This window comes from Amycolatopsis keratiniphila, from assembly GCF_000400635.2.
GTDB classification, from domain to species: Bacteria; Actinomycetota; Actinomycetes; order Mycobacteriales; family Pseudonocardiaceae; genus Amycolatopsis; species Amycolatopsis keratiniphila.
In genome coordinates this window covers 3,676,618-3,697,891 of sequence record NC_021252.1, presented here as the reverse complement: position 1 = coordinate 3,697,891, position 21,274 = coordinate 3,676,618, and the positions used below count along the sequence as shown (strand labels likewise).

At 68.9% G+C, this 21,274-nt stretch carries 22 protein-coding genes; 10 read left to right on the top strand and 12 right to left on the bottom strand.

The features are described from left to right. Window positions 1-108 precede the first annotated feature (108 nt). The 4 genes from AORI_RS57890 (at window position 109) to AORI_RS84580 (ending at window position 2,710) form a co-directional block, all read left to right on the top strand. Window positions 109-465: a hypothetical protein gene (locus tag AORI_RS57890; protein WP_016333736.1), complete on the top strand. Its 357-nt coding sequence runs from the start codon at window positions 109-111 to the stop codon at window positions 463-465. Between the two features lie 276 nt (window positions 466-741). After that, entirely contained in the window at window positions 742-1,395 is a 654-nt protein-coding gene (locus AORI_RS57885) for a S1 family peptidase (protein WP_016333735.1), read from the top strand. Between the two features lie 62 nt (window positions 1,396-1,457). Then, window positions 1,458-2,453, top strand: coding sequence for a helix-turn-helix transcriptional regulator (locus AORI_RS57880; protein WP_016333734.1), 996 nt, complete (start codon window positions 1,458-1,460; stop codon window positions 2,451-2,453). A 125-nt stretch (window positions 2,454-2,578) separates the two neighbouring features. After that, window positions 2,579-2,710 carry a hypothetical protein gene (locus tag AORI_RS84580; RefSeq protein WP_255431567.1) on the top strand — a complete coding sequence of 44 codons (132 nt, stop codon included), beginning with the start codon at window positions 2,579-2,581 and terminating at the stop codon, window positions 2,708-2,710. Here AORI_RS84580 and AORI_RS82890 read toward each other — a convergent pair. The 3 genes from AORI_RS82890 to AORI_RS57870 form a co-directional block, all read right to left on the bottom strand. After that, window positions 2,700-2,909: a hypothetical protein gene (locus AORI_RS82890; RefSeq protein WP_081809670.1), complete on the bottom strand. Its 210-nt coding sequence runs from the start codon at window positions 2,907-2,909 to the stop codon at window positions 2,700-2,702. The genes AORI_RS84580 and AORI_RS82890 overlap by 11 nt on opposite strands. 55 nt (window positions 2,910-2,964) lie before the next feature. Further along, window positions 2,965-3,717, bottom strand: a complete 753-nt coding sequence (locus AORI_RS57875) for a trypsin-like serine protease (protein WP_016333733.1) — start codon at window positions 3,715-3,717, stop codon at window positions 2,965-2,967. Between the two features lie 75 nt (window positions 3,718-3,792). Further along, on the bottom strand, window positions 3,793-4,767 hold the full coding sequence (locus AORI_RS57870; RefSeq protein ID WP_016333732.1) for a LysR family transcriptional regulator: 975 nt from the start codon (window positions 4,765-4,767) through the stop codon (window positions 3,793-3,795). 113 nt (window positions 4,768-4,880) lie between these two features. Here AORI_RS57870 and AORI_RS57865 point away from each other — a divergent pair, with 113 nt between their 5' ends. Beyond that, window positions 4,881-5,843, top strand: coding sequence for a M64 family metallopeptidase (locus AORI_RS57865; RefSeq protein ID WP_016333731.1), 963 nt, complete (start codon window positions 4,881-4,883; stop codon window positions 5,841-5,843). A 7-nt stretch (window positions 5,844-5,850) separates the two neighbouring features. Here the strand turns inward: AORI_RS57865 and AORI_RS57860 are convergent, their stop codons facing one another. From AORI_RS57860 to AORI_RS57840, 5 genes are all read right to left on the bottom strand, one after another. Beyond that, on the bottom strand, window positions 5,851-6,300 hold the full coding sequence (locus tag AORI_RS57860; protein WP_016333730.1) for an SRPBCC family protein: 450 nt from the start codon (window positions 6,298-6,300) through the stop codon (window positions 5,851-5,853). 68 nt (window positions 6,301-6,368) lie between these two features. Next, window positions 6,369-7,253 (bottom strand): AraC family transcriptional regulator, encoded by an 885-nt coding sequence (locus tag AORI_RS57855; RefSeq protein WP_016333729.1) that lies wholly within the window; start codon window positions 7,251-7,253, stop codon window positions 6,369-6,371. Window positions 7,254-7,437: 184 nt separating this feature from the next. Beyond that, window positions 7,438-8,493 (bottom strand): LLM class flavin-dependent oxidoreductase, encoded by a 1,056-nt coding sequence (locus AORI_RS57850; RefSeq protein WP_016333728.1) that lies wholly within the window; start codon window positions 8,491-8,493, stop codon window positions 7,438-7,440. A gap of 61 nt (window positions 8,494-8,554) precedes the next feature. Continuing rightward, window positions 8,555-9,166 carry a SecDF P1 head subdomain-containing protein gene (locus tag AORI_RS57845; protein ID WP_016333727.1) on the bottom strand — a complete coding sequence of 204 codons (612 nt, stop codon included), beginning with the start codon at window positions 9,164-9,166 and terminating at the stop codon, window positions 8,555-8,557. An 18-nt stretch (window positions 9,167-9,184) separates the two neighbouring features. After that, complete coding sequence (locus AORI_RS57840; protein WP_016333726.1) at window positions 9,185-10,180, bottom strand: YbhB/YbcL family Raf kinase inhibitor-like protein; 996 nt, start codon at window positions 10,178-10,180, stop codon at window positions 9,185-9,187. A 76-nt stretch (window positions 10,181-10,256) separates the two neighbouring features. Between AORI_RS57840 and AORI_RS57835 the strand changes: the two genes are divergently transcribed. Together AORI_RS57835 and AORI_RS57830 are read left to right on the top strand one after the other, a co-directional pair. After that, window positions 10,257-10,889 carry a GntR family transcriptional regulator gene (locus AORI_RS57835; RefSeq protein ID WP_200871001.1) on the top strand — a complete coding sequence of 211 codons (633 nt, stop codon included), beginning with the start codon at window positions 10,257-10,259 and terminating at the stop codon, window positions 10,887-10,889. A gap of 139 nt (window positions 10,890-11,028) precedes the next feature. Next, window positions 11,029-13,707 carry a glycoside hydrolase family 84 protein gene (locus tag AORI_RS57830; protein ID WP_228688367.1) on the top strand — a complete coding sequence of 893 codons (2,679 nt, stop codon included), beginning with the start codon at window positions 11,029-11,031 and terminating at the stop codon, window positions 13,705-13,707. Here AORI_RS57830 and AORI_RS57825 read toward each other — a convergent pair. From AORI_RS57825 to AORI_RS57815, 3 genes are all read right to left on the bottom strand, one after another. Continuing rightward, window positions 13,688-14,569, bottom strand: coding sequence for a hypothetical protein (locus tag AORI_RS57825; RefSeq protein ID WP_016333723.1), 882 nt, complete (start codon window positions 14,567-14,569; stop codon window positions 13,688-13,690). The two genes, AORI_RS57830 and AORI_RS57825, sit on opposite strands and share 20 nt — an antisense overlap. A 13-nt stretch (window positions 14,570-14,582) precedes the next feature. Next, window positions 14,583-15,878, bottom strand: coding sequence for a choice-of-anchor B family protein (locus AORI_RS57820; protein WP_016333722.1), 1,296 nt, complete (start codon window positions 15,876-15,878; stop codon window positions 14,583-14,585). Window positions 15,879-16,399: 521 nt separating this feature from the next. Further along, window positions 16,400-17,653, bottom strand: a complete 1,254-nt coding sequence (locus AORI_RS57815) for an HNH endonuclease signature motif containing protein (RefSeq protein ID WP_016333721.1) — start codon at window positions 17,651-17,653, stop codon at window positions 16,400-16,402. A gap of 78 nt (window positions 17,654-17,731) precedes the next feature. On the opposite strand from AORI_RS57815, the gene AORI_RS57810 reads away from it, so the two are divergent. Then, on the top strand, window positions 17,732-18,514 hold the full coding sequence (locus AORI_RS57810) for a hypothetical protein (protein ID WP_123798407.1): 783 nt from the start codon (window positions 17,732-17,734) through the stop codon (window positions 18,512-18,514). 47 nt (window positions 18,515-18,561) lie between these two features. Here the strand turns inward: AORI_RS57810 and AORI_RS57805 are convergent, their stop codons facing one another. After that, window positions 18,562-19,161, bottom strand: coding sequence for a TetR/AcrR family transcriptional regulator (locus AORI_RS57805; RefSeq protein WP_043848796.1), 600 nt, complete (start codon window positions 19,159-19,161; stop codon window positions 18,562-18,564). Window positions 19,162-19,326: 165 nt separating this feature from the next. Between AORI_RS57805 and AORI_RS57800 the strand changes: the two genes are divergently transcribed. Together AORI_RS57800 and AORI_RS57795 are read left to right on the top strand one after the other, a co-directional pair. After that, window positions 19,327-20,115, top strand: coding sequence for an SDR family NAD(P)-dependent oxidoreductase (locus AORI_RS57800; protein ID WP_016333718.1), 789 nt, complete (start codon window positions 19,327-19,329; stop codon window positions 20,113-20,115). A gap of 26 nt (window positions 20,116-20,141) precedes the next feature. Further along, entirely contained in the window at window positions 20,142-21,269 is a 1,128-nt protein-coding gene (locus AORI_RS57795; RefSeq protein WP_043848795.1) for a DUF5938 domain-containing protein, read from the top strand. Window positions 21,270-21,274: the final 5 nt, after the last annotated feature.

Genomic DNA, 21,274 nt, shown 5'->3' with positions numbered 1-21,274 from the left:
ACACCGCTTCTTTTAGATGCAGCAAGGGAAGGCGGGGTCACGTATTCCGCGAATACGGTGCACAGTTGTACACTCAACGCAGGCTGGCGGCGTGGAGGTCGAACCCTGATGGACGTGACGAAAACCTTGAGGTCCGCACTCACCGGGACGACGGCCGAGTCACGGTCCGCGGTCCGTGAGCTGCGGCGGGAGACCGAAGATCTGGTGGCGCGCCGCGCGGGCAGGACGGCGAACCGGCTGACCGAACTGGGCGAGCGGCTCGCCGATCTGGTCCTGGTCTCGGGGAGCAGACTCGCGGGCCTCGCCGATCGGCACAGCAAGCCCGTGGGCGAGGGTGTCCGCCGGGAAGCGGGGCGGATCGGCGATTCGGTGGAGCGGTTGTCCGGCACGCTGTCGGACCGGGCCATCCTGCTCGCCGAGGAACTGCTCGACCCGCGGCCGCCAGAGCGTCGCCGACGTCGCTAGTCGATCACGCCTCGCCAGTCCGTGAAGGCCTGGAACCGGCCTCAGCCGGAACACACCTGGCACATCGGTGCCACCGGCACTCGAGTGCCGAAAGCCCGGGTCCCGCGCCGCCCACCGCGGCCTTCTCCCGTCTTTAGTCGCTATCAACCGCCGTATCCGCTTGCCTAGCATGAGAAAACCGGTATCGGATCCGGCCGGGCGATCCCTGGTGATCTGCCGTGGCCGTAAACGGGTGACCCGTCGATTTCCCTGTTTCCCCTGCATTGGAAGGCACCCATGCGCATCCGAGGTCTCCTCACCGCCCTGCTGTGCGCGGCCGGGCTCACGACGGTCGCTCCCGCCGCCGTCGCGGCCCCCATCATCGACGGCGAATACGCCCAGTCCGGCCCGTGGGCCGCCATGATCGAGCAGAACGGCGCGCAGTGGTGCTCCGGTTCGATCATCAGCGCCCGCTGGGTCCTCACCGCCGAGCACTGCATCGACGAGCCCGGCGCCGAATACTCCGTCCGGGTGGGCGACGTCGACCACCAGGCCGGAACGTACGCGGTGGTGGCCGAAATCCACACACCGTCCAACGGCGCCGACATCGCACTGCTGAAACTGGACCGCTCGGTGACCACGACGTACGCGTCGCTCGGCACCTCCGTCGCGGTCGGCGACACCGAATACGTTTATGGCTGGGGCTACAACGAAGACGGCGATCTGCAGCGTTACCTCAAGGTCGCCCGGATGACCGTGACCAGTGTCGGGAATGGACTGATCAAGGCCCGCCGCGGCAACGGGCTGACCAACGGCGGCGACTCCGGCGGGCCGGTCTTCGTCGGCGGCAAGCAGGTCGGCGTGCACATCGCGGGCAACAAGGTGGACACCTCCACGCACACCAGCATCTCGGCGAACCGCACCTGGATCCGGAACACGTCGGGAGTCTAGGTCCGAATCGGTCCGGGAGCGGTGGCGCCGCCGCTCCCGGACCGCTGAGAGGCAGGTGGAAAGTGGCATCGACGGCTCCGGACGGGCTCGGCCCGCAGCTGAGCAGGCTGGGCCTCGGCGAGACCGCCGCCCGGATCTACCGGCGGATGCTCGAAAGCGCACCCGTCACCGCCAAGGAACTGTCCTGGCGGGACGGTGACGCGGAGAACGTCGAGCTGGCGCTGAAGGAACTGGCCGACGCAGGGCTCGCGGTATCGTCCGGAGTGGACGGACACGAATACCTCCCGGCGAACCCCAGCGAAGCGCTCACCGCGCTGACCACGCGACGGCAGGCCGAACTGCACGACGCCCGGCTCGCGGTCCAGACCGCGTACCGTGCCTTCAAGCGGGCGCATTCGGGGATGCCGAACGCGCAGGACCTGCTCGAAGTGGTCACCGGCGACGCCATCATCCCCCGGCTGCAGCACCTCGCGACCACGGTGCGGCATCAGGTGCGCCGTCTCGATTCCCCGCCCTATTTCACCGGCGGCCGCCGGAATCTCCTGGAAGAGGAGCAACTGCGGCGCGGGATCGGCTACCGCTGTGTCTACAGTGGAGCGTCGTTCGGCGATCCCGGCTATCTGGCCGCGAACATCCTGCCGTGCCTGCGAGCCGGTGAGCAGGCACGGCTGCTGCCCGAACTCCCGGTGAAGCTGACGCTGTTCGACGACCGTGCTGCCACCATCGCGCTGACCATCCGCGAGGCCGATCGCAACCAGTCCATCGTCATCGTGCGCCCTTGCAGCCTCTTCTCCGCGCTGGAAGGGCTGTTCGAAACGTCCTGGGCGGCCGCGCTCCCGATCGACCGTCGGGGCCGGACGGCCGACCAGCCGATCCGGCCGATCGAGCGGGAGCTGCTGATCCTGCTGGCCGCCGGGCGCAAGGACGACGAGATCGCTACCGAACTGGGCGTCAGCAGACGCACCCTGTTCCGCTATCTCGAAACGCTGATGGACCGCGCGGGCGTCTCCAGCCGGTTCCAGCTCGGCGTCTTCGCCACGCACAACAACTGGCTCTGACCACCCCGCATTTCGTCCTCTCAATGCGGGAAGCCCTCACCCGGTTGGGGTCACCCGGACAGACCATCCCCGCTGCGGCGAACGCGCCGGGAGCGGATGGTGATCTTGGAAAGGAGGGCGTCATCATGGGGAATCACCGACACCACACCGGCACCGCGTCGCTCCGGATCGCCACCGCGGGCCTGCGGGTGGTCGCGGTCGTCGTCGCCATCGCGGCCTGCGCCTGGCTCGCGCTCTGGCTCGCGTTCACCCTCTGAGCCCCGCCGGCCCCGGCTGGGACTCGGGCGGGCTCTCGGGTTCCGGGATCGGGCGGTCCGGCCCCGGATCGGGGAGCCGTTCGGGCACCCCGGGGCCCGGGACCGGCTTGCCCGGGTCGGGCACCGGTTCGGGGATACCGGGTTCCGGCGGCATGGGGTCCGGCGGCGCCGGAGGCGCGGTCGTTCGAGGATTCGTCATCGCACTACCTCCTGCCCACGCCACTACCCGATGCGCCACCGGCCGAAACGGTCGGTTAGCCCGTATGGGTGGCGATCCAGTCCGCGATGACGTCCGCGCGGGAGGTCGTCTCGATGCCGGCGTGCGGGCAGTCCGGCCCGGTGGCCTCCAGCGAGACCAGCGCGCCGCCCGTGTCGCCGGGGACGAAGTACGGCGCCCCCGAGTCGTAGGTGCAGGCACTGGTCGTGATCGACGGCGCTGCGCCGCGGACGCCGATCGTCGTCGGGGCCACCGTCGCCACCTGCACGGTGCCTTGCTGCATCCGGGTGGCCGGAGCGGGATTCTTGGCGGTCAGGCTTCCCCACCCCGCCAAGGTCAGCTGCTGGCCGACCTTCGGGAGGACCCGGCTCACGGTCAGCGGGGTCACCGTCGTCACCGGCGTGTCCAGCTTGATGAGGGCGACGTCGTTTTCCTTCGCCTGCAGCACTTCGGTCGCCTTGCGCGCCACACCCGATTCGACCGCCTCGTCGACCAGGCCCAGCGTCACCATCGTCGGGTACGGCATCTTGCCCGCGACCCGCTTCCGGTGCGCGTCGTGGAAGCAGTGCCCCGTGGTGACCACCCAGCCGGGCGCGACCAGCGCACCCGTGCAGTAGCTGCTGTAGGTCGAGCCGTCGGGGCGTGGGATCTTCGTCATCGCGATCTTCGCGACGAACCCGAACCGCCCCGGTGGGACATCGGTGCCGTGGGCGACGTCCGGCGCGGCGAACGCGGCCGGAGCGGTGGTGATGGTCAGGACAGCAGCGGCCAGCAGGGCGCGCAGACGCAATTTCTTACCCTTCGTCGATGAGGTGATCCGAGGCTAGAACCCCCTGCCCGACAAGGGGAATTCCCCGACCAGGTGTCACCCGATGGACGCCCGCTCCTCGATCGGCCCAGCGCGACGAGCGAGCCAGTGGCGATAGGGAAGGCTGGTTTCGGTATCGGAGCGGTAAGCCGCCTCGGCCGCCGCGATCAAGGCGTCGGTGTCCCCGCCGAAGGCTCCTTCCGCGCTCCAAGCGATCAGATACCGCATCCACAGCGGATCCCCCGCGAGCGGCCGGATCGCGATCCCGGGTGACGGGGGAAAGGTGACCTGGCACGGGGAAATCGCCCGGCCCGCCGCGATCAGACGTTGCAGGGGACGCAATTCCGTACTCCGGTGCGCGACCTGCGGCCGGAATCCCGCGCGGGCGCAGGCTTCCTCGAAACACTCCGGCCATCCGGCACCGTCGGACGGTCCGAGCACCCACCGTTCCCCGGCGAGCTCGGCGAGGTCGATCTCGGCGCGGCGGGCCGCGGGATGGTTCGCCGCGATCGCCACGAACACCGGTTGTGTCGCCAGCGGCCGCGACGCCACCCCCGGCGCCGATGGCAGGAGGTGGCCGGGATAGTCGGCGACGACCGCGGCGTCGAGTTGCCCGCCTGCCACGAGATCCAGCAGCCGCAACGGAGAGAACTCCGTGGTCACCGAAACCGCTTGTCCCCGGCCGGAATCCCCGAGCCGGTCCGCCAGCTCGACGACCATGGACCCGCCGATCCCACCCAGCGCGACCGGACGTTTCTCGCCCTCCGCCAGGAAACGCGCCGCGTCCCGGTGCATCGTGTCCGCCGCGGCGAGGACGGCACGGGCGCGGACGAGTACGCATTCGCCGAACGCCGTCGGGAAGACCCCGTCGCGTCCCCGGACGAACAAGGTTCCCCCGAACGCACGCTCGATCCGTTGCACGGCGGCGGTCAGCGCGGGCTGGGTGCTCCCGATCCGGATCGCCGCGCGCGTGATGCTGCCCGCGTCGGCGACGGCGCACACCACTCGCAGATGACGTAACTCGACGTCCATCACGCGGACCTTATGGCCACTTGGGATGTGCCGGAAGCCGTCGAAAGTCGGGATCGTTTTCCGTACTCCCCTCCCTGCCCCTCCCCTCTCTCCCCTCCCCGCAAGGAGTACGCATGCGACGCGCCTGCCTCATGCTCGCGCTGACCGCCGTCCTCGTCGCCGGGCTCGTTCCCGCGACGGCGTCGGCGGCTCCCCGATTCACGACGTCGATGGAGGCCTTCGAGCCCGGAGGAACCATCACCAGGGTGGACGTCACCCGGCCCGCTTCGGACCGGGCGGCCGCGCCGCAGCAGATCGTGGCCGCCGCCGCGGTGACCCCGATCGAGACCAACGGCCCCAGCGAGACCACCTTCGACCTGGTCTTCGTCGGTGACGGCTACACCTCCACGCAGCTGGGCACGTACGCGCAGCACGTCCGGTCCAGTATCGCGGCGCTGTTCGCCATCGAGCCGTACAAGAGCTACCGCAGGCAGTTCAACCTCTGGCAGGTCGACGTCGTCTCGCCCCAGTCCGGAATCACCAACGACCCGACCCAGGGCATCCGGCGCAACACCGCGCTGGGCTCGTACTTCTGGTGCGGCGGCATCGAACGGCTGTTGTGCGTCAACGAAACCAAGGCGAACCAGTACGCCGCGGCCGCGCCGGACGTCGATCAGGTCATCATGCTGGCCAACACCACGAAGTACGGCGGCGCGGGCGGTGGGGTCGCGACCTCTTCCGGCGGCAACATCCAGGCCAGCCAGATCGTCGCCCACGAACTCGGGCACTCGATCGGCGGGCTGGCCGACGAGTACGACTACGGCACCTGCGACACCCGAGAACCCCGGGAGCCCAACGCTTCCGCGCTCACCGCACAGCAGATGAAGGACCGCCAAGCCAAGTGGTACAAGTGGCTCGGCAAGCCCTCCCCCGACGGCGGCACGGTCGGCGTCTTCGAGGGATCCCGCTACTGCAAGACGGGGATGTACCGCCCCAGCGTGAACTCGCTCATGCGCACCCTCGGCCAGCCGTTCAACCCGCCGAGCACCGAAGCGATGATCGCGGGCTTCCACCGCGAAGCCGCGCATCGGCACTGATTTTCCGTCATGGCCTCCGGACCGGGCCGCCGGCGTGACCGGCGAGCCCGGTCGCCATGTCGCGCACGAAGCGCCGGAGGTACCACCGGAAGATCCACGCGCTCCCCTTGCCCACGCGATACGTTCCGTGCCAACGGATCCGCGTTCCCCCACCGGGCGTTTCGCACAGATCGACCGAAGCCCGGTAGTCCAGCATCACCGGGACGTCCACCCCCTCGTAGGCGAACCGGCGTTCCGGGTCGAGGGCGGTGATCCGCTCCTTGGTGACCGTCTTGCCGGTGCGGAAGGCGCGAACCGCGCCGACCTCGTCCCGGCCGTCGGTCGAAAGTCCTTGTGACGCGGCGACTTCCAGGGAGCCGACCCGGGACCAGACCGGCCAGCTGCGGGCATCCACCAGCAGGGCCCACACCGCGGCGGGCGGCGCCGACGATTCGGCGGTGACGTCGTACGACTGCATTCCACTCACAAGGCTCACCCTAGGAACGGCCGGGTGAGGCCACCATGCGCCGGATTGCGGCGCGGTGATCAGGAATTGCGGTACTCCGACGGCCGCGATCCGGTGTGCTTCAGGAAAGCGGCCGACAGTGCGCCGGGAGTGGCGAACCCGCATCTTCCCGCGATGGCGGCGATCGGGAGATCGGTGCCCCGCAACAACCTTCGCGCCTCTTCGATCCGGAGCCCGCCGAGAAAGCGGTGTGGTGTCTCGCCGGTCTTCTCCTTGAAGACCCGGATGAAGTGGTAGACGCTCAGATGCACCTCGCCGGCGATTTCGGCGACACTGAGCGGATCGGCCAGGCGGTCCCGCATCATCGCGACGGCCGCGCGGACCCGGTCGTCCTCCCGGCCCGCGCTCGGCGGGCCCGGCTTCCGCGCGTGACGGGTGAGCAGGTGCACAGTGAGGAAGGCGGCCGCGGATTCGGCGTAGAGGTCGTCGTCCTCCCTCGCGTTCCCGACCGCCCGGACCAGTTCGTCGAGCAACGGATCGCCCTCGGCCACGGACGCCGCCATCGCCTCGTGGTCCACCGCGCGGCCACCCAGCCGCGCGGCGACCGATTCCACCGTGGTGCCAGGGATGTGCACCTGCAGGCTGCGCATCGATCCGTCCCCGCGGTAGCGGCGCCGCAGCGGCCTGCCGGGAACGGCGAGTTCGAGCCGTCCCCATTCGTACCGGTTCCACCGGCCTTCGCCGCGGGTCTCCATCACCGCCCGCCCGGAAAGCGGCAGGACCAGATGCAGATCCGCGACGGCGGGCAGCCGCAGGTCCTCCGCGACGGGAACGTGGTCGAACCGCTGGACGAGCAGCGACTCCCAGCCGGAATCCTCCCAGCTGCAATAGGTCCGCCGGACATAGCGGGACATGTCGAAACCGGTGTAGGGCTGAAGGTCGAATCGCTCGGAATCGAACACCACGCCTTCGAGGCTAGCTGTGTCTCTTAAGGCGCGCTTTCGGATTTCCGTAGCCGGGCCGCGGCATCAGCTGATCTCGCTCAGCCGTGTCAACGGCCCACCTCCGCAAATCCGAGGCCTCCGGCCGAAGAGAAACGCGCGCGCGTGTCCTCACCTACCAGCCGAACTTCGTTCTGGGAGACACGCCCTAACCGAGCAACTCCTTCACCCGCGGTACGACCTGCTCGCCGTAAAGCCGGATGGAGTTCAGACGCTGCTCGTGCGGAAGCTCGCCGACGCTGTACTTGAGCTGGAACCGCGACAGGCCCAGGGTCCGCACCGCCCAGGCGATCTTCTGCGCGACGGTCTCGGGAGAGCCGACGAACAACGCGCCGCGCGGGCCCGCCATGGCGTCGTAGTCGGCCCGGGACATCGGGCCCCAGCCCCGTTCGGCGCCGATCTTGGCGAACGCGGCCTGGTGGTGCGAGAAATGCTGGGAGACGGCCAGTTCGTCGGTCTCGGCGATGTGGCCGGGGCTGTGCATCGAGATCGGCAGCTCCTGGTGGCCCGCCTCCTTCAGGGCGCGCCGGTACAGGTCGGCGAGCGGGGTGAACCGTTCCGGCGACCCGCCGATCACCGCCATCACCAGCGGCAGGCCGTACGCCGCGGCGCGGACGACCGACTGCGGGGTGCCGCCGACCCCGACCCACGCGGGGAGGCTGCCCGATTCGGTGACCGGGAAGGCCTGCGCGCCTTCGAGGGCCGGGCGGACGGTCCCGGACCAGTCGACCGGCTTCTCCGCTTGCAGATGCGTGAACAGGTCGAGCTTCTCGGCGAACAGCGCTTCGTAGTCCTCCAGCGAGTAGCCGAACAGCGGGAACGACTCGGTGAAGGAGCCACGGCCGAGCGTGACCTCCGCGCGTCCCCGGGAAACCGCGTCCAGCGTGGCGAACCGCTCGTACACCCGCACCGGGTCGTCCGAGCTGAGCACCGTGACCGCCGTGCCCAGCCGGATCCGCTCGGTCCGGCCCGCGATCGCGGCCAGCACGACGTCCGGTGAGGACACCGCCATCTCCGCGCGGTGGTGTTCGCCGACGCCGAAGTAGTCCACGCCCACCTGGTCGGCGAGGACACCCTCGGCCACGACCTCGCGGATCGCCTCGGCCTGGCTCACCGGCCGGCCGTTCGCGTCGTTCCCGACGTCGCCGAAGGTGTCCAGGCCGAAGGTCGGCGCCTGCGGGGTGCCCAGGATCTCGTAAGCCATGTCCAACTCCTCAAGTAGTTGAACGCTCAAACGTCGGCTGCGGTGATCGTATTCCGCGGGCTCAGCCGCCGGCGATGTCGCGCGCCAGCCGGCGCGCGTCGTCCATGGTGAACTTGCCGGTGATCTGGGTTTCCCCGCCGGTGATGGCCGACTGGATCGACGGCGCGGTCAGCACCCGGCTCTTCAGCACCATCGCGACCTGCTTGCCGACGTTCGCCGCGGTCCAGTCGGCCCACGTCCGCGCCCCCGCGTCGGTGAAGCTGAGCCCGACGAGCGGGCCCCCGGACTGCGTGTCGAGGCGAGCGTTCGCCCGGCTGAGGTCGGCTCCGGTGAGGAACGCCGGGCCGAGCAGGTATTTCGTGCCCTGCACCCGGTCACAGCTGACCAGCGGGAGCGCCGGGTCGTCGCGGCCGTCCAGCGGATCCGGTCCCTCCGAACAGTCCAGCGCCGCGACGGCGGCCTGCTGTCCGGCCGGATCCGTGCTCTGGCGGTCGGTCGCCGCGCCCGTCGCCGGGCCGGGCGGGAACTCCGCCAGGACCGGGCGGAACCGCAGCAGTGACCCGTCCTTGATCGCGAAACTGTCGCCTTCGGGCTCGGCTTGGCCGGAAACCCCGCTCTGGCAACCGGTGACACCGAGCAGGACGAGGGCGATCGCTACGAGGATGTTCCGCACCGGGACATTCTGTCGTGTTCAGCGTCCGCGCGGGGGTGAAACGGCTCGACGCCGCACGGTCCGCTCCAGAATCCCGAGCGTGGCCTTGAGCGCGGATTCGGGGACCACGGGGAAGGTGATGCGTTCCTTCCACTCCTCGCCCACCTCCGACCAGTCGTAGTACGACGTGACCAGCGTGCCGCCCTCGGCGGGCTCCAGCCGGTAGCCGTAGATGTGCCGGGCATGCGGCCGGATCCGGCCTTCGACGGTCCACGCGATCTCCTCGCCCGGAGCGAGTGTCGTGATGACGACCTCGACGTCGTACTTGCCCAAAGGCACGTCCCCGAGCGCTTCCCGGTCCATGTGGACCACGAACCGGTCGCCCGCCTGCTCGACCACGTCCCCTTCCGCGTCGATGAGCATTCCCGACGCGTCGATGTCGACATGTCCTTGCGGATCGCTCAAGACCGCGAAGATCACCTCGGCGGAGGCGGGAATCAGCCTGGAGACCTCGATGCGTTCGGGGCCCGGGGTTTCCGCGGTGGCGATCAGGACCGCGCGACCGAGAACATGCGGCGCCATGGTGAACCCGAGGAGGGCGGGCGTGCCGTCGGCCGGGACGCCGAGCGACTCGACATCGAGGGCGTGCACCACGACGAAGTAGCGGTGCACGCCGTGCCCGGCGGGCGGTGCGGCGCCGAGAAAACGCGTGAGACGGGCGTCGTTGGGCACCTGGAAGGCACCTGGCGGCAGCCCGGAGCCGGTGTCGTCACCGGCACCTTCGGGCAGCTCCGTGACGGCCGCGGGGATGTCGGCGACCGCCCAGTGCCAGAAACCGGAACCGGTCGGCGCGTCGGGGTCGTAGATGGTGACGGCGTAGCTCTTGGTGCCGGCCGGGGCGCCGCTCCAGCTCAGCTGCGGCGAGACGTCTTTGCCTGCCAGCTGTTCGGGCGACCAGGAGCCACCGTCGACGACAGAAGCACTGGTGACGGTGAAGGAGGCCACCTCGGGCAGCCTCACGAAGGGATCGTTCATGAATCGACCATAATACAGATAATCGATTATCTATCGGTTCGTCTATGCTCTGCGGATGGCCTCACCGGACAAGCAGATGCTCTCCGAGCAGGTGTACACCCGCCTGCGGGACGCGATCATGCGCGGCGACCACGCCCCCGGCGCCCCGCTCAAACCGCAGGACCTCGCCAAGGAACACGGCGTGAGCCTGGCGGTCGTCCGGGAGGCACTCGTCCGCGTGGTCGGCGACGGCCTCGCCGACCGGCTCCCCAACCGCGGCTTCGCCGTCCCCGGCTTTTCCGATCGGCGCTGGCAGGAGATCACGGAAGCCCGCCGGACCATCGAGCCGCTCGTCCTGCGCCTCTCCGTCGAACGCGGCGACCTCGACTGGGAGGCCCGCGTCCGCGCCGCCCATCACCGGCTGAGCCGGACGCCGCCGTTCGTTCCCGAAGAGGGCGAGTACATCAGCGCCGCGTGGTCCGAAGCCCATCGCGTCTTCCACCGGACCCTGCTCGACGGCTGCGGAAACCCCGTCCTGCTGGAGACGTTTGACCGGATGTGGACCGCGAGCGAACTGGCCCGCCGCTGGGCGGCGCACCGCGCTCCCGGCCGCGATCATCTCGCCGAACACCGCCTGCTGGAGGAGACGGCGCTCGCGCGCGACGCCGACGCGGCGGCCGAGGCGCTGACCCGGCATCTCACCCTCACCGCCGCCGCCCTGACCGAATAGCCGCCGGTCCGGTCGGAAAATCACCCGGACCGACCTAGCCCAGGTCATCACATCGGGTGTTTGCTTGCTCGCAGAACGTCGTCGATCGACGATTTGGGGGCCACCGATGTCCTTCCGATGGGTACTTCGACTCATTCCGGTGACGCTGCTCGTGACCGCGGTGGCGGTAGCCGTCCCCGCACCGGCGAACGCGGCCCCCGCCCCTCCCCTGGCACAGGTGTGGCCGACACCCCAGCAGGTGACGCCACGGGCGGGGCAGGTGACCATCCCGCGCACCGTCGTCGAAGTCGTCGGAGCGGGCACCGATCCGTCCGCGCTCGCCGTCGTGGACCAGGTCCTCCGCGCGGCGGGCACGAGCACGATCGTCAAGGTCACCGACCACGATCAGGCCGCCGTCGGCCGGGAACGCGGCAACGGCGGCCTCGTCGTCTTCGTCGGCGGGCCCACCGAAAGCAGAGCGACCGCTCCGGCGCTCGCCGCGCTCCGCCTCAACGGCCCGGAAGGCCTCTCCCCCGGCGGATACGTCCTCGCCGCCGACCGCGGCGTGATCGCACTGTCCGGTGTGGACACTTCGGGGACGTTCTACGCCGCGCAGTCGTTCCGGCAGCTGTTCGCTTCCGGCAAGAGCGGCGCGTTCGGCATCCGCGACTGGCCCGCGGCCCCGCTGCGCGGCGTGATCGAGGGCTTCTACGGCGCGCCGTGGTCGCACGCCGACCGGCTGGCACAGCTGGACTTCTACGGCCGCACCAAGCAGAACATGTACGTCTACTCACCCAAGGACGACCCGTTCCTGCGCGCCCGCTGGCGTGACCAGTACCCGCCGGAACAGCTCGCCCTGCTCTCGCAACTGGTCGGGCGCGCCGCCGCGAACCACGTCGAGTTCACCTACGCCCTCTCCCCCGGCCTTTCCGTGTGCTACTCCTCCGACGCCGACAAGACCGCGCTGGTCACGAAGTTCCAGTCGCTGTGGGACATCGGCGTGCGGTCGTTCGCCATCCCGCTCGACGACATCTCCTACACCCGCTGGAACTGCGACGCCGACGCCGCGAAGTTCGGCACCGGTGGCGCGGCCGCGGGCGCGGCGCAGTCGTTCCTGCTCAACCGCGTTCAGCAGGACTTCATCGCGGCACATCCCGGCGTCGAACGTTTGCAGACCGTCCCGACCGAGTACTACGACCTCGCGGACTCGCCGTACAAGACCGCGCTGCGCACCCAGCTCGACAAGGCGGTGATCGTCGAGTGGACCGGAGTCGGCGTGATCGCCGGTCAGATCACCGAAAAGCAGGCCCGGCAGGCGAAAGAGGTCTTCGGGCACGACATCCTGATCTGGGACAACTACCCGGTCAACGACTACATCACCGAACGTCTGCTGCTCGGCCCGTACATCGGCCGTGAGCCCGGGGTCGCGAAGTACCTGTCCGGGATCACCGCGAACCCGATGGTGCAGGCGGAGGCGTCCAAGATCGCCGAGTTCACCTCCGGTGACTTCCTGTGGAATTCGGACCGGTACGACCCGGACAAGTCCTGGCTCGCCGCCATCGCCGACCTCGGCGGACCCGCCGCACCCGCGCTGAAGGTGTTCGCGGAGAACAACTATTCGAGTCTGCTCGCCCGTCTCGACACCGGGAAGCCGGATCTGGATTCACCGGTACTGCGGCCGCTGCTGGCCGCCTTCTGGACCGCACTGGAGAAGAAGGATCCGTGGGACGCGGCCGCGAAACTGGATCGCTACCTGACCTCGATGGCTTCCGATCCCGAAGATCTGCGGCGCGGCATGGCCTCGAACCCGAAGTTCCTCGCCGAGGTCGGACCGTGGCTCGACCAGGTCGGGCTCTACGGTCAGGCGGGCAGGCACGCGGTGCGGATGCTGCTGGCCCAGGTCGACGGCGACGGCGCGAAGGCGTGGGCGGAACGCGGCGAACTCGTCGCCGCGCTCAAGCGGGCGCAGGCGATCCGCGTCCCGACCTCGCGGGGCCCGCGCAACCCGAGCACCTGCACGGAGGTCTGCGTGCCGTTCCTCGACAGCGCGCTGGCCACGGCCGACCGCTGGTTCGGCCTGCCCGGGATCCGGCCGCGGCCGACGACGTCGCTCGGTACCTACACCGACAACGTCCCCGCCCGGATGGTCGACGGCGACCCCGAGACCTACTACTGGAGCGACTGGGCCCCCCGGATCGGCGCCACCATCGGGGTCGACCTCGGTTCCCCGCAGCGGGTGTCCCATGTGGACATCCTGATGGGAAAGCCGACCAGCCCGGACGACTACGTCCGCGACGGCGTCCTCGAATACTCCGCAGACGGCACCCGGTGGACGACGGCGAAGACGGTCACCGAGCCGGTGATCTCGGCCGACCTGCCCGAAGGCGCCGAGGCGCGGTTCATCCGCATCCGCACGACCGGCGCCCAGACCTTCTGGGTCGTGGTGCGTGAATTCACCGTGTCCACACCGGACAGTCCCAAGTACACCGTCACCGGAACCCCGACTGGGTCGAACCTGGCCGCGGCGGCGGACAACAACGCCGATTCCCTGTACGCGGCGGCGTCGGCGCCGATGGCGGGCGACGCGCTCGTCGTCACGGCCGTCGCGCCGAAACCGCTGAGCAAGGTCGTCGTCCTGGCGGCCGACGCCGGTGCGGGCGCCGACGTCCAGGTCGCGGACGCGGCGGGTGGCTGGCGGACGATCGGCCGGATGTCGGGCGGCTACACGGAACTGCCGGCCGAGGGCGTGGTGACCGACAAGGTCCGGCTCCTCTGGTCGCCGGGAGGCGCGGCACCGAAGATCGCGGAGGTCGTCCCCGTCAGTCCACCGCGACCGTGATGGCGGCCGTGTGCACCCGCCCGCCGTGTGAGAACTCGAGGAACAGCCGGTACTCCCCGCGCTCCGAGAACAGGGAGTGGAAGGTCAGCTCGCCGTCGGCCAGCGCCACGCCGAGCGGCTGGACCGGATGCAGGTGCGTGGCCGACAGCAGCATGGTGTGGAATCCGGTCATATGGCCGTTGGCGCCCAGATGCGGGTCGACCGCGGTGAGGGGCGTGCCATCGGGGCCGCGCAGGGCGAACCGGAGGACCTGGGCCCGCATCGACGGGATCCGGGCCGCCCCGTCCACCCGCGCCACCCGGTATCCCGTGGCCGTCACGGTGTCGGCCGCCGGCGCGGGCACCGGCACGAAGGTGGTGTCACCGGGCACGGTGAACGGGACGCCGAGCACCACCGGATGCTTCGGATCCTTGGTGTCGAGCGGTACGAACTCGGCGAACATCCGGTAGGCGCCGCCGTCGGTCAGCGCGAGGTTCGTGTGCCAGGTGTCCCCTTCCAGCCGCGGATGCACGTGCTGGAAGACGTTCATGTCGTCGCGCACGGCGAAGAAGTGCATCTGCTTGGTCTGGTTGTCGAGGAACCGGGTCACCGGCCGCCCGTCGGGGCCGAGGATGCGGAACGCGACGGGCACCTCGGGGCCCCGGACGGCGGGGGTGGTGACCCGCTCGAACCGGTAGCCGCTTTCCGCCTCCGACAGCCCGTCGCTGTGGGCCGCCGGAAGCAGATCCGCCGTCACCACGGGCTGCTGGTGAGCCGAATGCGCGGAGCCCGGTGTCGGCCGGAGGGCCACGAACACCGCGGCCGTGCCGATCACCAGGGCCAGCGCGAGGAACAGCCAATCCGTCAGCCGGGGTTTGCGCACGCCCTGCCCCCGGTCACTTGCCGCCGAGGTTCGGCTTCACCACGACCAAGCCCTGCTCGATGCCGTTGACGATGACGATGCCGCTGGAGAAGTACGGGTAGTTGCTCCACGCGCCGTTGAAGTTCGCGGCGTCACCGGCGGGGTAGATGTCGAAGTAGCCGACCTCGGACAACTTCGCCGAAGCGACCCCGCTGACGTCCAGGATCCGCAAACCGGCCTGGTAGTTCGCCTGGTACGAGTACTGGCCCTTGATGTACTGGTTGTGGTCGATCGCGGTGGCGGGCGAACTGTAGACGCCGGTGTGCACGGGGGCGGACAGCTTGGCCAGGTCCCACACGTAGGTCTTGGTGCGCTTGTCGGTGCCGCGCGACTCGTCGAGTTCGTCGTCGAGCAGGAAGTAGCGCTGGTCACCGGTCAGCCAGCCCTGATGCGAGTACTGCGCGCCCGAGTAGCCCTTGCGGGAGATCTGGACCGGCCTGGCCTTGTCGGTCACGTCGACGATGGTCAGCGTGTCCTCGTTGGCGTTGAAGCAGATTTCCTTGCCGCTGTACGCCGTGTCCGGCCCGCGGTAGACGACGCACTGCGTGTCGTGGGTGTAGCCGTCCTGCGAGACACAGCCGGCTTTGGCCGGGGCCTTCGGGTTCTGGATGTTGACGATATGCGGCCCGCCGCTGCAGGTGTTGGAGCCGATGGCGTAGGCGAAACCGGTCTCCTCGTTGATCGCGATGTTGTGCGCGGGACCGAATTCCTTGTACAGCGCGTCGGCGGTGAAGGTCTGCGGTGTGGTGACGGTGCGCAGCCTGGTCAGGTCGAACACCTGCATCCCGTGCCCGGTGATGAAGTCGGCCACGATGAACGCGTGGTTCTTGTACACCTTCATGTCCCGCCACGAACTGCTGCCGCCGTTGGAGGGCAGGTTGCCGAGGAACTTCGGCGAGGTCGGGACGCTCAGGTCGACGAACGCGGTGCCGTTGGTCCGCCCGACGATGGCGTATTCCTTGCCGGACGAGGGATCGGTCCAGCCCCAGATGTCGTTGCCGTTCCCGCCGCCGAGGCCCGAGAGGGGCAGCACGCTGAGCAGGTCGACGTTCTTGCACGGGTACTTGTCGGCCTTGCCGTTGACGCACGGGACCCCCGCCGCGGTGCCGGTGACGGCGTGCCGCTCGGCCGGGACGTGGTCGGCCAGGAACGTCCGGGCCGCCGCCTGTCCCTCCGCCGTCTCGGGATCGTGCGCGGACGCCGCGGTCATCGACAACACCAACGCGGAGGCCGTCAACACGGCCAGCCCCATCATCCGCACGAGTTTCATCCGAGGCGCTCCTCACCTGGTCGCGGTCGGCCTCCGACGATATGGGCGCCCGGTCCCGGTGTATCCCGTCGAACGTATGGGGCTTTTAACCGTTTACGGCGGGTTGAAGGTGGGTGGTGGCGCGGTCCGGTCGCGGCCATTTGCGGTCGTGTTGCGAACGCCGGGCTGGGATCTGGGCTCCGAACCGGCCTCTCGGTAGATTCCCGTCGGCAACGGCACGGCACTCGTCGCCGCTTACCGGCGAATCCAAGCACTTCGCTGACCGGGGTCGGTCCCCGGCAATGATCCGATCGTGACGAGCCGGCCAGGTCCGCACCGGATGCCGCCTCGCGACGTCGTCACGACTGAGTACCACGAGCCCTTGGTGAACTGGCACGCTCTTCAGCCGGCTGCCGTCGACGGTTCCGGCGCAGGCCTTCGGCGGCGGTCTTCTCGATGAGCTGTGGCCACGAGCGACGCCCTCCCGACTGCGGGCATGCCGAGGGGCCCGTCGTCGGTGTGACCGACGGGCTCCTCGGGGTTCAGACGTAATGCAGGGTGTTGCGGCGGGGTTTTCGGAGTGGATCCCGGTATTGAGGTGGGATGAACTCCGCTAACCCGTCAGCCGCCATCCGTACTGCCCAGTCACCGTGATGAATCAACCGGTGATGGAAACCGCAGAGCAGCACGAGATTCCGGAGGTCTGTGGGTCCGCCGTCTGCCCAGTGATGAATGTGGTGAGCGTGGCAATTCTTCGGCCTCCGATGACAGCCCGGGAACGCGCAGCCCCCATCGCGGATGTTCAACGCCCGGCGTTGGCCCGGGGTGACGAACCGTCTCAGGCGACCCATATCCAACGGCTCACCCGAGCCGCTCATCACGACCGGCAACATCAAGCAATCGCAGGCCGCTAGCCGGGCTTCCCGGGCAGTCATCGTGCCGACGAAGTCCAAGCAGGCTGTCCCGAGCCCCGACTTCAACTCTTCCAACCCGACGGTCACGTGGACGAGGGTCCGGTAGCCACTGGTTCCCGGCTGATCCGGGCACGCGATCGCCAGGTCCAGAAGCTCAGCCCAGGCATCTCCCATGCGCTCGCACTTCATCCGCAGATCCGCCTGCCCGAACTCATCGACCGGCCGCGGCTGGGCATGCGCCTCCAACGCAGCCGCGGTCCGGGCACCGGTCTCGTCATCGAGGAGACCGGTGAGTTTCCAGAAGCCGTCCTTGCGGCGCTCCAGAGTGATTTCCCGACGTGGCTCTTTCGGCTCGGGATCCTTGGGCTCGTTGCCGTCCGGGTCCAGCCAGCCCATCAGTTTCGCCTCGGCCTCGGAGAGCTGGTGGGGACCGGCGTTCGGGGCCAGCTCGGCCAGGATCTTCTCCGCACTGGCCCGATCTTCGGCGGAGGTGTCGGCAGGGAGCTTCTTCAAGATCTCCAGGATCTGATCGATCCGCTCATCCCCAACCAGTCCCTGAGCGGCGACCGCGGCGGTGCAGGGAGCGACAGGCGGAACCTCCGTGCCGTCCAAGGCCCGGGTGGGGTTCAGGGCGAGGGCCCGCTTCACCACCGCGCCCGCCTCACCGCGCGACAACCCGGCCATCTCCGCGAACCAGCTGGCCGTACTTCCATGCCCGTATAAGTCTTTGACGCCCCGAGACTCGATCTCCGCCAGAAACCGCCCCAAACAAGCGGTCGCCATCCGAATCACCTGCAACGACTGCGCCACGCCATGGGCAAGCTCCAGCTTGCCAGCACGCCACAACTCCTGCGGCAACTCGGGAAGAAAGGTCTCGGACACGACTCCATAATACACCACAAAATCGAACGTGTGTTCGTAATTTAAGCAACAACCAAAACGCGCAGACAACACCGAAGAGTGAAACAGCTTCCCGAAACCAGCACAGCCAGGCAAATCGGCCATCAGTCCGCAGGTAAGCGCTTTCTGCTAACATCCACCAACCCCACTCACCGGAACTCAGGGAATCTCCCCGATGCGCCGGCAACGAACCGAAGCGAGAGTGAACCGAACCCGATCCGACAAGAAGGAGAACAGCACGCAGTGACTTCACCCGCGGCACAGCTCGAATCAGCCCTGGCCACGACCATCGAAGAGAAGACAGCGCGAGGAAGAACAGACCAACTGCCCTCCACCAAGGGATGGCATCCCGGCGCCAGGATCGGCGCCACCGCCGAACTCGGCGCGCTCCTCGCTTACAACGACGACGGATCCACCGGGATCTGCAATCTCGAGAACGGCCGCGGCACGTGGCTGAATTTGCAGCCCCAGGACCGAAAGCAAGACCATCGCCCGTACTCGGTCTGGCGATGGATGGCCGCCTACAACGGCCGGCCCGCCTGCCTGATGGGACGCCTCGCTCCCGGAGCGGCCAGACTGGAGCTCCACGCGAGCGACGGCACAGTCGCCGAAGCCGATGTCGTGGACGGCACCTTCGCCGCCGAAATAGCCGTGGACATGGCCGTCCTGCGCCACGCGCGGGAAAGGCTGGAAGCCCATGAAGCCGCTTCTGCGGAAGGCCGCGCGGAGTTCGAGCGCCTGATGGCCGACTCGCGAACGGAAATGGCGAAGCTCAAGGTCCGGGTCTACGACAGCACCGGAACCCTCCTCTACGACGGCGCGGCGATCAACGCCACCGACTAGGGGACGAACCGTTCGATGGGCTCCGGCCAGGAGCCCATCGAACGGGCCTACGAGACCAGCCGCCTGAGCAACGACCCGGCGTCCTCGGCGAGACCATCGGCGAGATGGTGCAGCAGCGCCTGCTGGAACAAGCCGTCGAAGGCCGCGTAAGCGACTTGCGGCGTCACCACCGGCGGAGCGTCGGCGAGCTCGGCGTAGCGCTCCACGACCCGCCAGATCATCGCCTGCCGTTGAGTGTCGATCTCGAGCACGTCGGCACGGAACGCGGCCTCGAACAAGCTCTGATTCCGCAGGTCGTACCACAGCCGGTGCATCACCGCGTCGGCCCGCAGCGTGCCCGCCATCGCGTCGCCGAAGCCCCGCTCCAGTTCGTCGGCCGAACGCGCCACGGCCACGACCTCGTCGTAGCGGGTCACGCACACTTCCTCGAACTTGCGGACCGCGTAGGTCAGCAGTTCCACCTTGTCGGTGAAGTAGTAGTGCAGCACCCCGTGCGAGAAGTTCGACTTCTGCGCGATCTCCCGCAGGCTCGTCCTCGCGTACCCCAGTTCGGACAGCGCCTGCAGCGCGGACTCCGCCAGTTCCGCCCGCCGCTGGGCGAACTTGTCCACGCTCCGGCGTGCGATCCGCTCGCTCGTCTCGGTCACCACGAGTTCCTGTCCGGTTCGGGAGCCCGCGCCTGCCGCGGGGTCCCTCAGTCTAGCGTCGCGGATTTCTTGACGACTGTCCAAGGAAATCTTGACGACTGTCCAAAGTTAGCTCAGGATGTGACCCACACCGCAACCGCGGACCGTCTCAAGGAGGAGAAGTCCATGGGTTCGTACGACCTTTCGGGCCGGAAAGCCCTGGTCACGGGTGGCGCGCAGGGCCTGGGCGCCGGAATGGCCGAAGCGCTGGCACAGGCGGGCGCCTCGGTGGTCATCGGCGACGTCCAGGAGGATCTCGGGCGCGCCACCGCCGACAAGCTCGACGCGGGCTTCGTCCGGCTCGACGTCACCGACGAACGAAGCTGGGAGCAGGCGGTCGACGCGGTCATCGGCGAACTCGGCGGGCTGGACATCGTGGTGAACAACGCCGGCGTCGAGATCACCGGGCTCGTCGCCGACCTCGACCCCGCCGACGTGCGCAAGATGCTCGACGTCAACGTGCTCGGCACCGCCCTCGGCGTGAAGCACGCCTTCCGCGCGATGCGGCCCGGCGGTCCCGCGGGTGCCGGCGGCGCCGTCGTGAACATCGCCTCGGTCGCCGCGACCATCGCCTTCCCCGGCATCGCGGGCTATTCGGCGACGAAATCGGCGGTCGACCGGCTCACCAGGGTCGCCGCGATGGAGGCCGGGAAGCTCGGCTACGGCGTGCGCGTCAACTGCGTCTACCCCGGCCTCGTCCCCACGCAGATGGGCAATCAGCTCGCGCAGGACGTCGTCGAGGTCGGCCTCTTCCCCAGCGTCGAGGACGCCATCGGCGCGGTCGTCGGGCAGACCCCCGCCGGGCGGCTCGGCGAGGTCGCGGACATGGCCGACGCCGTCGTGTTCCTCGCCTCCGACGCCGCCCGCTTCATCACCGGCGCCGGGCTCCCGGTCGACGGCGGAATGGGCATGTGACCAGCACGAACCCGAAAGGAATCACCATGAGCAGCCCCAAGCCCGTCGTGGTCTACGGCGCCTCCGGCTACACCGGACGGTTGATCTGCGAGTACCTGCGCGAGTACAACGTCCCGTTCGTCGCCGCCGGCCGGGACAAGGCCCGCATCCAGGAGGCGATCGACCACGTGCCCGGCCTCGACACCATCGATCACGAGGTCGTCGAGGTCTCGCACGACGTCGAAGCGCTCACCGAACTGTTCCGCGACGCCAAGGTCGTGTGCAACACCGTCGGCCCGTTCAGCGAGTACGGCCACGAAGTCGTCGAAGCCTGCCTGCGCACCGGAACGCATTACCTCGACACCACCGGCGAACAGGACTGGCTGATCGCCTCCGAAGAGCGCTACGGCGCGCAGATGGCCGAGAAGGGCTTGCTGCTCTCCCCCGGCATCGCGCAGATGTACACCACCGGCGAGATCGCGGCGAACCTCTGCCTGGAGACACCCGGACTGGACACTTTGGACATCCTGGTGTTCTGGAAGGGGTATCCCACGGTCGCTTCGACGAAGACCATCCTGGTCAACGCCGCGCTGTCCGCCGCGTACTACCTCGAACAGAACGAATACCGGCCCTGGCCCGCCGACGGCGGACTGCAGGACGTCACCGTGCCCGGTCATCACGAAACCGGGCTGGCCCTGCCCTGGGGCGGCACCTCGCATCCGGTCTGGTTCAAGAACGACGCCCGCGTGGCCAACGTCAAGGCCGTCGGCGGCGTCTTCGACCGCGCACTCATGCAGGGGGTGCCGCAGATCGTCGCCGCCGTGCTGGAACAGGTGAAAGACCTGCCGCTGGACGAGAAGATGCGCGTGCTGGCGGAGCAGGCCGCCGCGGTGCGCGACGAGATGCCACCGCGGGAGAACCAGCGGCTCAACACCTCGCTGGATTCGGTGCACGCCTCGGGGCCGTTGGGCCGTGCGCACTGCGTCATCCACGGCACCTGCAACTACAAGCAGACCGGGTTGATGCAGGCTTACGGCGCCTACTCGCTGCTTCAGCAGCCGCCGAAGCGTGTGGGGTTCGCCTCCGGATGCCAGGCTTTCGGCCACCGCGAGCTGCTCGGCGTGCTACGAAGCTTCGGGCTGGTTTCGAATCCGGTCTTGACCGTCCACGACTGACCGGA